Source organism: Polaribacter sp. Asnod1-A03, assembly GCF_045063585.1.
Lineage (GTDB): Bacteria > Bacteroidota > Bacteroidia > Flavobacteriales > Flavobacteriaceae > Polaribacter.
In genome coordinates, this window is the sequence record NZ_JBEFOE010000009.1 from 2,846,171 (window position 1) to 2,858,697 (window position 12,527).

At 29.9% G+C, this 12,527-nt stretch carries 11 protein-coding genes; 8 read left to right on the top strand and 3 right to left on the bottom strand.

The window, feature by feature from the left end; genetic code table 11:
• The first annotated feature begins 32 nt into the window (after nucleotides 1-32).
• On the top strand, nucleotides 33-2,417 hold the full coding sequence (locus tag ACJJVY_RS12820; RefSeq protein ID WP_405609322.1) for a penicillin acylase family protein: 2,385 nt from the start codon (nucleotides 33-35) through the stop codon (nucleotides 2,415-2,417).
• A 2-nt stretch (nucleotides 2,418-2,419) separates the two neighbouring features.
• On the opposite strand, the gene ACJJVY_RS12825 is transcribed toward ACJJVY_RS12820, so the two are convergent.
• The 3 genes from ACJJVY_RS12825 to ACJJVY_RS12835 are packed head-to-tail and all read right to left on the bottom strand — an operon-like array spanning nucleotide 2,420 to nucleotide 4,533.
• Nucleotides 2,420-3,106: an RluA family pseudouridine synthase gene (locus ACJJVY_RS12825; protein WP_405609325.1), complete on the bottom strand. Its 687-nt coding sequence runs from the start codon at nucleotides 3,104-3,106 to the stop codon at nucleotides 2,420-2,422.
• A 39-nt stretch (nucleotides 3,107-3,145) separates the two neighbouring features.
• On the bottom strand, nucleotides 3,146-3,757 hold the full coding sequence (gene yihA / locus ACJJVY_RS12830) for a ribosome biogenesis GTP-binding protein YihA/YsxC (protein ID WP_405609328.1): 612 nt from the start codon (nucleotides 3,755-3,757) through the stop codon (nucleotides 3,146-3,148).
• An 11-nt stretch (nucleotides 3,758-3,768) separates the two neighbouring features.
• Entirely contained in the window at nucleotides 3,769-4,533 is a 765-nt protein-coding gene (locus ACJJVY_RS12835) for an alpha/beta fold hydrolase (protein WP_405609331.1), read from the bottom strand.
• A 204-nt stretch (nucleotides 4,534-4,737) separates the two neighbouring features.
• Here ACJJVY_RS12835 and mraZ point away from each other — a divergent pair, with 204 nt between their 5' ends.
• From mraZ to murD, 7 genes are read left to right on the top strand one after another with little or no spacing between them, the layout of a single operon-like run.
• Complete coding sequence (gene mraZ / locus ACJJVY_RS12840; RefSeq protein ID WP_405609334.1) at nucleotides 4,738-5,208, top strand: division/cell wall cluster transcriptional repressor MraZ; 471 nt, start codon at nucleotides 4,738-4,740, stop codon at nucleotides 5,206-5,208.
• Nucleotides 5,195-6,094, top strand: a complete 900-nt coding sequence (gene rsmH / locus ACJJVY_RS12845) for a 16S rRNA (cytosine(1402)-N(4))-methyltransferase RsmH (RefSeq protein ID WP_405609337.1) — start codon at nucleotides 5,195-5,197, stop codon at nucleotides 6,092-6,094. Before mraZ ends, rsmH begins: the two co-directional genes overlap by 14 nt.
• 1 nt (nucleotide 6,095) lies before the next feature.
• On the top strand, nucleotides 6,096-6,422 hold the full coding sequence (locus tag ACJJVY_RS12850) for an FtsL-like putative cell division protein (RefSeq protein ID WP_405609339.1): 327 nt from the start codon (nucleotides 6,096-6,098) through the stop codon (nucleotides 6,420-6,422).
• 59 nt (nucleotides 6,423-6,481) lie between these two features.
• Complete coding sequence (locus ACJJVY_RS12855) at nucleotides 6,482-8,449, top strand: penicillin-binding protein (protein WP_405611665.1); 1,968 nt, start codon at nucleotides 6,482-6,484, stop codon at nucleotides 8,447-8,449.
• A 1-nt stretch (nucleotide 8,450) separates the two neighbouring features.
• Nucleotides 8,451-9,917, top strand: a complete 1,467-nt coding sequence (locus ACJJVY_RS12860) for a UDP-N-acetylmuramoyl-L-alanyl-D-glutamate--2,6-diaminopimelate ligase (protein ID WP_405609341.1) — start codon at nucleotides 8,451-8,453, stop codon at nucleotides 9,915-9,917.
• A 2-nt stretch (nucleotides 9,918-9,919) separates the two neighbouring features.
• A complete protein-coding gene (gene mraY, locus ACJJVY_RS12865; RefSeq protein WP_405609344.1) occupies nucleotides 9,920-11,146 on the top strand; it encodes a phospho-N-acetylmuramoyl-pentapeptide-transferase in 1,227 nt (408 codons plus the stop codon).
• The gene (gene murD / locus ACJJVY_RS12870; protein ID WP_405609347.1) at nucleotides 11,147-12,481 is read left to right on the top strand and encodes a UDP-N-acetylmuramoyl-L-alanine--D-glutamate ligase; all 1,335 of its coding nucleotides are present in this window, start codon (nucleotides 11,147-11,149) and stop codon (nucleotides 12,479-12,481) included.
• The last annotated feature ends 46 nt before the right edge of the window (nucleotides 12,482-12,527 follow it).

Below are 12,527 nucleotides of genomic sequence, written 5' to 3' on the forward strand. Positions count from 1 at the left end.
TAATTCTGTTATCTTTGATAAAAATCAATTTTATGAAGTTTTTAAGACGTTTTTTTAAAATTTTATTAATTCTTATTTTGTTAGTATTTGTTTCTGTGTGGTTGTACTCAAAAACATACCAACCTAAATATTCTGGAGAGTTAGATTTAAAAAATATTTCGGATTATGTTACTGTTTATTTTGATGATATTGGGGTGCCACATATAAACGCACAAAATCAAAAAGATGCTTATGTTGCTTTAGGTTATGTGCATGCGCAAGATAGATTATGGCAAATGGAATTAATGCGTAGAATTGCAGCAGGAAGGTTGTCAGAAATTTTTGGCAAAGATTTGGTAAGAGTAGATAAGTTTTTTGGGGGATTGGGTATTGAAGAAGCTGCTAATAGTACAATTGCAAATTTAGATAAAACTTCTGAAGCTTATATGTTAACACAAGCCTATTTAGACGGTGTAAATCAATTTATAGAAGAAGGGAAAACACCGTTAGAATTTACTTTAGTTGGTGTAGAAAAAGAAAAATATACTATAAAAGATGTGTATAATGTGTTTGGTTATATGTCTTTTAGTTTTGCAGTTGCTCATAAAACAGACCCTTTGTTAACAGAGGTAAAAGAAAAATTAGGTGATTCTTATCTAAACGAATTATTAAATTTAAATAGCGATTATTTAACCATAAATAAAACAAGTGTTCCTAAGAAAATAGATGCTACAATTTCTAAAACTGTGGCTTCTATTATGGATGATTTACCAATTTCTCCTTTTATAGGAAGTAATTCTTGGGTTATTGCTCCAGAGAAAACAAAGAACGGAAAAGTGATTTTTGCAAACGATCCTCATATTACATATTCTCAACCTTCGGTTTGGTATCAAAATCATATAAAAGCACCCGATTTTGAAATTTATGGGTTTAATATTGCTTTAATGCCTTTCCCTTTGTTAGGTCATAATAGAGATTATGCATACGGATTAACAATGTTAGCAAATGATGATTTAAATTTTTATGTTGAAGAAAATAATCTTGAAGACCCTTTAGAATATAAAACTAAAGACGGTTATAAAAAATATGAGATTAGAAATAAAACGATTCGTGTAAAAAATGGAAAAGATATCTCTTATCAAGTAAAAGTTAGCAAACATGGGCCAGTTATGAATGGTTTGATAGAGCACATTATAGATGAAAGACCGATTGCTATGAACTGGATTTATACGCAATTGCCAAATAAGGTTTTAGATGCTTGTTATGGTATTTCTCATTCAACATCCATAAATGATTTTAAAAATTCTGTAGCAAAAATTCATGCGCCAGGTTTAAATGTTATGTATGGTGATGCAAAAGATAATGTAGCGTGGTTTTCATCCGCTAAATTGTATCAACTAAGAGATAGTTTATCACCTAAAACGTATTTAAATGGAGTTACTGGAAAAGATGAAATTTTAGAATATTTACCTTTTGAAGAAAATCCACAAGCAATAAATCCTAGTTGGAATTATGTGTATTCTGCCAATAATCAAGTAGATTCTGTGAGAGGTAAATTATATCCAGGATATTATCAACCCCAAGATAGAGCAAAAAGAATTGTGGAATTATTAGATGAAAAAGATGATTTTACCCAAGAAGATGTTGCGGAAATGATTTATGATGTAAAATCATCAACAGTTACTAAATTAATTAAAGATTTATTAACTAATATTGATAAATCAATGCTTTCTCCATCTGAAAAAAAGGCCTTTTCAGTACTTAAAACTTGGGATGGAGAATATTTAAAAACTGCTGTTGGTCCAACAATCTATAATCGTTTTTTATATGAATTTTTAAATGCGACTTATAAAGATGAATTAGGAAGTAGTTTTAATTTATTTATCAATACGCAATTACAAGATGAAGTATTGCCAAATCAAATAAATAGACCGTATTCTGTTTGGTGGGATAATATTGACACAAAAGATAAAGTAGAAAAAAGGAGTGATATTATTCAAATGTCTTTTGTAAAATCGATTTCTTTTTTACAAAATCAACTTGGAGAAAATATTGGAGATTGGACGTGGAATAGAGTTCTTTCTGTAGAACACGAACATGCAATTGGTAAAGCAGGAGGTTTGTTAAGAAAGTTTTTTAACGTTGGTCCTTTTAAAACGATTGGTGGAAATGAAGTGATAAATAATCAGATTTTTAAAATTGATAGTACTGGTTATTATAAAGTAACTGCAGGTCCATCAACCAGAAGAATAATAGATTTTTCTGATGTAGAAAATAGTGTAGCTATTTTACCAACAGGGCAATCTGGAGTTGTCTTTAGTGAATATTATAAAGACCAAGCTCAAAAATATTTAGATGGAGAATTTGTTAAGATGAAAATAAATCAATCAGAAATATTAAAAAGTGAAAATGTTTTGATTTTTAAACCAGAAGAATAGTTTTAAAAGCAAGCATTCCAAATTACTTCTTTTGGGGTGGGAGCAGTTACTTTAATGGTTTCTTTAGAAACGGGATGGATAAATTCTATTTTTCTAGCATGTAAATGGATGCTTCCATCTTTGTTGCTTCTGTTAAAACCGTATTTTAAATCTCCTTTTATAGGGCAACCAATATTAGATAATTGAGTTCTAATTTGATGATGTCTACCAGTTTCTAAATCAATTTCTAATAAAGAGTAATTATCTAGTTTTTTAATTACTTTATAATGTAGTACTGCTTTTTTAGAGTCTTTAATTTCTTTAGAATAAGCAGTAGATTTATTGTTTTTAGGATTCTTTTTTAAGAAATTTATTAAAGTATCTTTTTCTTTCTTTGGGTGATTTTTTACAACAGCCCAATAAGTTTTATGTATTGTTTTGTCTCGTAACATCTTATTAAGTCTTTCTAAAGATTTAGATGTTTTTGCAAAAATGATAATTCCAGAGGTTGGTCTGTCTAGTCTATGTACAACTCCTAAGTATACATTTCCGGGTTTGTTGTATTTGTCTTTAATGTATTCTTTTACAACATGACTTAAAGGTTTATCTCCTGTTTTATCACCTTGTGTAATATCACCAGCACGTTTATTTATAATAACAATATGATTGTCTTCAAATAAAATTTGTAAATTTTCTTTGGTAGAATGCATTCGGAAATCAATCTTTAGTTTTGGTGTAAGTTATAAAGATTATTTAAAATCTTTTGTAACATCTTGATTAACACCGTCAATAAAGTCTAAAAACTCTTTACGTCCAAGTCCGTTAGAAGAAGATGTTATAAAAGACATTGGTAAAGATTCCCAAGTGTTTAAAAGTTTCTTTTTGTAAGAAGTAATTTGTTTGTTTAATTTAGAGCTGCCTAATTTGTCTGCTTTTGTAAAAACAATACAAAACGGAATTTGGTTTTCTCCTAAAAACTGCATAAATTCTAAATCTATTTTTTGAGGATCGTGTCTAGAATCAATTAAAACAAAAGTACAAACTAGTTGTTCTCTTTCTTTAAAGTAGTTTTCTATAAAGTATTGAAAAATAGTTCTTTTCTTTTTAGAAATTTGAGCATAACCATAACCAGGTAAATCTACTAAAAACCATTCATCATTTATTTTAAAATGATTGATTAATTGTGTTTTACCAGGCTTACCAGATGTTTTTGCTAGATCTTTACGCTCCATTAACATATTAATTAATGAAGATTTACCAACATTAGAGCGTCCTATAAATGCATATTCTGGCATTCTATCTTTTGGAGCTTTCGTAACATTACTATTGCTCATTATAAATTCTGCCGATTTTATTTTCATAAGGTAGAGATTTATATTTTTCTAGAAATAAACCAATCATGAAGTACCTTGTTAAAGTCTTCTGGTCTCTCCATCATTGCTGCGTGTCCACATTTATCAATCCAAAATAAATCTGAGTTCGATAAAAGTTTATGAAAATCTTCTGCTGCTTCTGGTGGTGTAACGCTGTCTTGTTTTCCCCAAATTAAACATGTAGGGTGTTTCATGTCAGGCAAATCGTTAGCCATATTATGTCTAATTGCACTTTTAGCAATAGATATTGTTTTTAATGCTTTTATTCTGTCGTTTACAGTATTGTAAACATCATCTACTAATTCTTTGGTAGCAATTGCAGGGTCGTAAAATACTTCTCTTGCTTTTTGCTCTATAAACTCATAGTTTCCTCTTTTAGGAAAACTATCACCCATTGCATTTTCATACAAACCAGAACTCCCGGTTAATACCAGTGCTTTTACTTTTTCTGGATAATGTTTGGTAAAATATAAAGCAATATGTCCCCCTAAAGAGTTACCTAATAAAACAGCATTTTGTATTTCTTTAAATTCCATGAATTCATTTAAGAAATTAGCTAAGTTTTTAACATTGGTTTTTAGTAGAGGTAATGTATATAAAGGTAATTCTGGAATTAGAACTTGGTATCCATTCTTTGAGAAGTGCTCAAATGTAGAATCAAAATTACTCAAAGCTCCCATTAATCCGTGTAAAATAATGATAGAAGGCCCTTCTCCAGCTTCTGCATATGTAAATTTCCCTTCAGTTGTTAACTTGTCAGTCATTAATTTTTTTCAATTATATGAAAGCAAATGTAATTCTTTTTTGTGAAATACATATTGTTTTAAAGATTGACTATTATTTTTAATTAATGAAGTTTTTAGACTTAAAAGTTTACCTGTAAAAGGAATAGTTATTAACAAAGTGGTAAAAAGTGGTAAAAAGTGGTAAATTTTATATATTTTTGATTTCGATAAACGAGTTCAGAAGTGATAAATTTAATTGGGACATATGATTGTAAATCAGATGCTAAGGGAAGGATGATGTTTTCATCGGCCTTTAAAAAGCAGCTGTCATCTGTCTTACAAGAAGGTTTTGTTATAAAAAGAGCGGTTTTTCAGCCATGTTTAGAATTGTATCCTATGAAGGAGTGGGTGTTGATGATGCAGAAGATTAACAAGCTAAATAGGTTTAATAAAAAGAACAACGACTTTATAAGGAGGTTTACAGCTGGTGTAAAAATAGTTGAATTAGATGCGGCGGGAAGAATTTTAATTCCAAAAGATTTGTTTGCTTTTGCAGGGATAAAAAAAGAGGTTGTAATGGCTTCTTCTGTAAATATTATTGAGGTTTGGGATAAAGAAAAGTACGAAAAAGCGATAAATGAGGCTGCTGATGATTTTGCAGATTTAGCTGAAGAAGTAATGGGAAATACAGATATAATTGATGAGTTATCATAATCCGGTTTTATTAAAAGAAAGTGTAGACGCTTTAGCTATTAAAGAGGATGGTGTTTATGTGGATGTTACGTTTGGTGGTGGAGGTCATTCAAGAGAGATTTTGAGTAGACTTGGTGAAAATGGAAAGTTGTTTGGTTTTGATCAAGATCCAGATGCGCAAGATAATGTAATGGATGATGCCCGTTTTGTATTAATTCCTGAAAATTTTAGATACATATCTCGTTTTTTAAGATTTCATGGAGTTAGAAAGGTAGATGGAGTTTTGGCAGATTTAGGGGTTTCTTCTCATCAGTTTGATGAAGCGGGAAGAGGTTTTTCTACTCGTTTCGACGGTGAGTTAGATATGAGAATGAATCAAAAATCTAAAACATCAGCAAAAGAAATAATCAATAATTATACTGAAGAGAAATTAGCGGAAATATTGTTTTTGTATGGAGAGTTAAGGAACTCAAGAAATATAGCAAAAACAATTGTTGAAGAAAGAGCAAAAGAGAAGATTAATACAAGTCTTGAGTTAAGAAAAGTATTACAGAGGTATTTGCCAAAAGCAAAAGGGCATAAAATAATTGCACAAATATTTCAGGCGATTAGAATAGAGGTAAATGAAGAGTTGGATGTTTTAAGAGAGTTTTTAGAGCAGATTCCAAATTTATTAACAGAAGAAGGAAGGTTGAGTGTTATTTCTTATCATTCTTTAGAAGATAGATTGGTGAAAAGATTTATTAGAACAGGTTTGTTTAGTGGAGAGCCAGAAAAAGATGTTTTTGGGAATAGTAATGAACCTTTAAAGAAAGTAGGTGGATTGATTGTGCCTACAGCAGAAGAAATAAAAGTGAATAATAGAGCCAGAAGTGCTAAATTAAGGATAGCTACATTAAAAAAATAGGATGTCTAAAGTAAAGAAAGGGGTGTATGACTTTCTTAGAGGAAGTTTTCTTACGGATGAGTCTTCTTTTAAGAATTGGCGAATTATCGTTTTTGTGGTTGCGTTGTTGTTAATAATGATATCAAGTGCGCATAAAGCGGATAAGAAAGTGATTAAAATCTCAGAATTAAATAAGAGAAAAAGAGAGTTAAGAGCAGAATATGTAGATACTGGTACTATTTTAATGAGAATGAAAATGGAATCTAGTATCAGGGAAAAAGCAAAATCAAGAGGTTTAAAGCCGTTGGAGTCTCCTCCAAAAAAAATAAAAGTAACTATTAAAGATTAATAAAATTGGCAACTCATAAAAAAAGCATACTTACAAAATTTTTCTTGGTGGCTGCTTTTATGTCACTTTTTTTAATAGCTATTATATTTAGGGTTTTTGCTATACAAAATATAGAAGGAGATAAGTATAGAAAGCTTTCTACTGATCTTACTATTAGAAAAGATACCATTTTTGCAAATAAAGGAAATGTTTATGCTGCAGATGGTAATTTATTAGCAACATCTATGTCTAGATTTAATATTTACATGGATTTGGTAACGGTTGATCAAAAACTTTTTGAGGAAAATATAGCAGGTCTTTCTAAGGAATTATCTAAAATGTTGGGTCGTTCTGTTTCTTATTACCAATCTAGATTAAGAGATGCTAAAAATAAAAGAAAACGCTATTTCTTTATCGCTAGAAATATTGGATATACTGATTATTTGAAGATGAAACAGTTTCCGATTTTTAATAAAGGGGTTTATAAAGGGGGTTTTATTGCGGAACAAAAAACGGTTCGTGCACATCCTATTGGTAAAATAGCAGAGCGTACAATTGGGTATAATGATTATAGAGGAGAAGCTGGTGTAGAAGGAGCTTTTTCGGATTTTTTAAAAGGAGAAAATGGAGTTAGATGGAAGCAGAAAATAGCTAAAAATCAATGGAAACCTATAAACGATGTAAATGAAAAAGAACCTGTTGATGGTTTTGATATTATAACAACTTTAGATGTAAATATTCAAGACATTGCTCATCATGCTTTGTTAGATAAGTTAGAGTATTTTGAAGCAGAACATGGTTGTGCTGTTGTTATGGAAGTTGCAACTGGTGAGGTTAGGGCAATTTCTAATTTAGGAAGAACCTCTAAGGGAACTTATTACGAGAAAAGAAATTATGCGGTTTGGGAGAGTCATGAGCCTGGTTCTACTTTTAAGTTAGCAAGTTTAATGGTTGCTTTAGAAGACAAGGTAATTGATACTTCTACTGTGGTTGACACAGAAAAGGGAAGATTTTATGTAAATGGAAAAAAAGTAGAAGATTCTCATAGAGGTGGTTATGGTAAAATATCAGCAGCAAGAGTTTTAGAAGTTTCTTCTAATGTTGGGATTGTAAAGATAATAAAAGAACATTACGATAATAATCCTCAAAAATATTACGATAAAATTAAAGAATATGGTTTTACGGAGTCTATCGGTTTTCAGATAAAAGGAGAAGGGAAACCTTATATTCCAAATCCTGAAGATAAAAAAAACTGGAATAATCTTTCTTTAGAATGGATGTCTTGGGGGTATGGAATTTCTATTACACCAATGCAAACATTAATGTTTTATAATGCTGTAGCTAATAATGGTATAATGGTAAAACCAAGATTTATAAAAGAGTTAAGAAAAGAAGATAAAACAGAAAAGGTTTTTGAAACTGAAGTTGTAAATTCTAAGATTGCTTCTGATGAAACTTTAAAAAAGTTACGAAAAATATTAGAAAATGTAGTAATTAAAGGAACTGCAAAAAATATATACTCATCAAATTTTTCGATGGCAGGTAAAACAGGTACTGCTAAAAAGTACATCCCAAGAACTAAAAATAAAAATGGCGAATGGGAAGGTGGTTATTATTCTAATAAACACTATACGGCTTCTTTTGCTGGTTTTTTTCCTGCAGATGAGCCAAAATATTCTTGTGTTGTTATTATTCATAATCCTAAAAAAGAAAAAGGATATTACGGAGCAACCGTTGCGGGACCAGTGTTTAAAGAAATAGCACAGAAGATTTATACTACAAATCCTATTGATAATAAATCGGTAGATGGAGATAAAATTCAATTCGCTGCTATTGAAAATGAATATCGAGATTTTGATAAAAAATTGCATAAAGAATATCAAGAAATACCTGATGTAAGAGGAATGTCTGGTATGGATGCTTTGTCTCTGTTAGAAAATATAGGATTAAAAGTAAAAGTACAGGGAATTGGGAAAGTAAAGTCTCAATCACTTAGAAAAGGAGAAAAATTGATAAAAGGAAGAACAATTATTTTAAAGCTGTCGTAGATTGAAAAATTTAAAAGACATATTATATAAGGTTTCAATTAATCAAGTATTTGGTGATACAAATATTGATGTAAATGCGATTGTTTTTGATTCTAGGAAAATTGAAAATAATGACGTTTTTGTTGCTCAAAAAGGAGTTACGGTTGATGGTCATTTATATATTAATAAGGCAATAAATCTTGGAGCAATAGTAATTGTCTGTGAAGTTTTTCCGGTTAATAAGAAAGAAGGAGTTACTTATATAGAAGTTAGTGATGCAAATGTTGCTTTGGCAATAATGGCTTCTAATTTTTATGATAATCCATCAAATAAATTACCATTAATTGGTGTAACAGGTACAAACGGAAAAACAACAATAGCATCTTTATTATATCAATTATTTAAAAAAGCAGGTTATAAAGTAGGGCTTTTATCAACAGTTAAAATCTTGGTAGATGAAACTGAATTTAAAGCAACACACACAACTCCAGATTCTGTAACTATAAATAGTTATTTGGATAGAATGATTGATGCCGGTGTAGATTATTGTTTTATGGAAGTAAGTTCTCATGGAATTCATCAAAAAAGAACTGAAGGGTTAACTTTTGCTGGAGGAATTTTTACCAATCTTTCTCACGACCATTTAGATTATCATAAAACATTTGCAGAATATAGAAATATTAAAAAATCATTTTTTGATGGGTTACCAAAATCAGCTTTTGCGTTAACAAATATTGATGATAAAAATGGCGCTTTTATGTTGCAAAATACAAAAGCAAAAAAGAAAACTTATGCTTTAAAAACATTAGCAGATTTTAAAGCAAAAATTTTAGAAAAACAACTTTCTGGTACTTTAATAAATATTGATTCAACTGAAGTTTGGACCAAATTAATTGGTGTTTTTAATATTTATAATCTAACAGCAATTATAGCAACTGCTGAGTTATTGGGATTAGAAAAACTAGAAGTTTTAACAATTATTAGTGAGTTAGAAAGTGTTAGCGGTCGTTTTCAATATACAATATCAGAAGACGGAATTACTGCAATTGTAGATTATGCGCATACACCAGATGCTTTAAAAAATGTATTAGAAACTATTAATGATATTAGAACAGGTAACGAAAAATTAATTTCGGTTGTTGGTTGTGGTGGAGATAGAGATAAAACAAAAAGACCTAAAATGGCACGTATTGCTTCTCATTTAAGTAATCAAGCCATTTTTACGTCAGACAATCCAAGAACAGAAGATTCGCAAACAATTATTGATGAAATGGAGGTTGGTGTTGCAGCAGAAAATTATAAAAAAACACTATCAATTTTAGATAGGAGACAAGCAATAAAAACAGCATGTAAGTTTTCCGAGGCTGGAGATATCATTTTAATTGCAGGAAAAGGTCATGAAAACTATCAAGAAATAAACGGAGTAAGAACTCATTTTGATGATATGGAAGAAGTAAACAATTGTTTTAATCAATTAAAAAGAAGTTAATAATGTTATACTATTTAATTGAATATATAGAAAGTCAATCTCATTTTCCAGGAGCAGGATTGTTTCAGTTTATTACGTTTAGAGCTGGAGCTGCTTTTATTTTGTCTTTATTGATATCGACAATTTATGGGAAAAGAATCATCGATTTTTTAAGAAAACAACAAGTTGGGGAAACTGTTAGAGATTTAGGTTTAGATGGACAAAAGCAAAAATCTGGTACACCAACAATGGGTGGGATTATTATCATATTATCAACGCTAATACCAGTTATTTTATTAGCAAAATTAGACAATATTTATATTGTTATTCTTTTGATAACTACTGTTTGGATGGGACTTATCGGTTTTGTAGATGATTATATAAAAGTATTTAAGAAGGATAAAGAAGGCTTAAAAGGGAAGTTTAAAGTTTTAGGTCAGGTTGGTTTAGGTATCATAGTTGGTTCTATGTTATATTTTAATGATGGAGTTACTATGAAAGATCAGTTGCCTAAAGAACAACAAATTGTTAATGATAATGGGCGAAAAATAGTTTTTGGTGATGCTCATAAATCAACAAAAACAACAATCCCTTTTTTTAAGAATAACGAATTAGAATATTCTAAAGCATTAAGTTTTTTAGGAGAAGGATATGAAAAATATGGTTGGATTGTTTTTATTCTTGTTACTGTTTTTATTGTAACAGGGATTTCAAACGGAGCAAATTTAACAGATGGTATTGATGGTTTAGCAGCAGGTACCTCCGCAATTATGGTAGTAACACTAGCAATATTTGCATGGGTTTCTGGTAACATCATTTTCGCAGATTATTTAGATGTAATGTATATCCCAAATTCAGGAGAAATGACTGTTTTTATTCTGGCATTTGCTGGTGCATTAATAGGTTTTCTTTGGTACAATACTTTTCCTGCTCAGGTTTTTATGGGAGATACAGGTAGTCTAACAATTGGAGGGATTATAGCAGTCATTGCAATTGCAATAAGAAAAGAATTGTTATTGCCAATTTTAGCAGGAGTATTTGTGGTGGAAAACCTATCGGTAATAATGCAAGTTTCTTGGTTTAAATATACAAAGAAGAAGTTTGGTGCGGGAAGAAGGATTTTTAAAATGTCTCCGTTACATCATCATTATCAAAAATTAGATTATCACGAAAGTAAGATTGTAGTCCGTTTTTGGATTATTGGAATTCTATTAGCAGTATTTACAATTGTTACTTTGAAGTTAAGATAAATGAAACGATTAGTAATTCTTGGTGGAGGAGAAAGTGGAGTAGGAACTGCAATTTTAGGAAAGCAGAAAGGTTACGATGTATTTGTTTCTGATAAAGGAGAAATATCAAAAAAATATAAAGAAGTTCTTTTAAATAATGAAATAAATTTTGAGGAAAAGAATCATACAGAAAGCAAAATTTTTAATGCTGATGTTGTGATGAAAAGTCCTGGAATTCCAGATAAAGTAGCTTTAATTAAAGAGCTAAAAGAAAAGGGAATTCCTGTGGTTTCAGAAATTGAATTTGCGCAAGAATATACAAAAGCAACTGTTGTTGGTATTACAGGTTCAAACGGAAAAACAACAACAACATTATTAACTCATCACATTTTAAAAAGTGGAGGTTTAAATGTTGGAATAGCAGGAAATATTGGTGACAGTTTTGCAAAACAGGTTGCAGAAAAACAATATGATAATTATGTGTTAGAATTAAGTAGTTTTCAGTTAGATGGAATTGAAAAATTTGGACCACATATTGCAATAATAACCAATATTACACCAGATCATTTAGATCGATATGAGTATGATTTTAATAAATATATAGAGTCAAAATTTAGAATAACAAAGAATCAAAGAGAAACCGATTTTTTAATTGTTGATGCAGATGATGATGCAATTAATAATTGGTTGAAAAATAATAAAACAAAAGCAAAAATAGTTCCGTTTTCTGTTGAAAGAAAATTAGAAAACGGAGCATTTTTAGAAAACAATAATATTATAATTAATATAAATAACGACAACATTAAAATGCCAATATCAGCTTTATCATTAAAAGGAAAACATAATACTAAAAACGCTATGGCTGCGACAATGGCCTCTCAACTATTAAAAGTAAGAAGGCAAACAATTAAAGAAAGTCTAGAAGACTTTGAAGGCGTAGAGCATAGATTAGAAAATGTAGCAAAAATTAGAGAAGTAGAATATATTAATGATTCTAAAGCAACTAACGTAAATGCAACTTTTTATGCCTTAGAATGTATGGATAAAACCACAATTTGGATTGTAGGAGGTGTAGATAAAGGGAATGATTATAACGATTTATTACCATTAGTAAGAGAAAAGGTAAAGGCAATTGTTTGTTTAGGTATTGATAATGATAAAATTAAAAATGTTTTTGAAAATGTTGTAGATATTATAGTAGAAACTGCTGGTGCAGAAGAAGCTGTAAAAGTATCTCAAAAATTAGCAGAAAAAGGAGAGGCTGTTTTATTATCGCCTGCTTGTGCAAGTTTCGATTTGTTTGAAAGCTACGAAGATAGAGGGCGTCAGTTTAAAAATGCAGTAAGAAGCCTATAATGTTTTTAGAGTAACGGAATAATTAAAATTAGCGTAATTATAAATT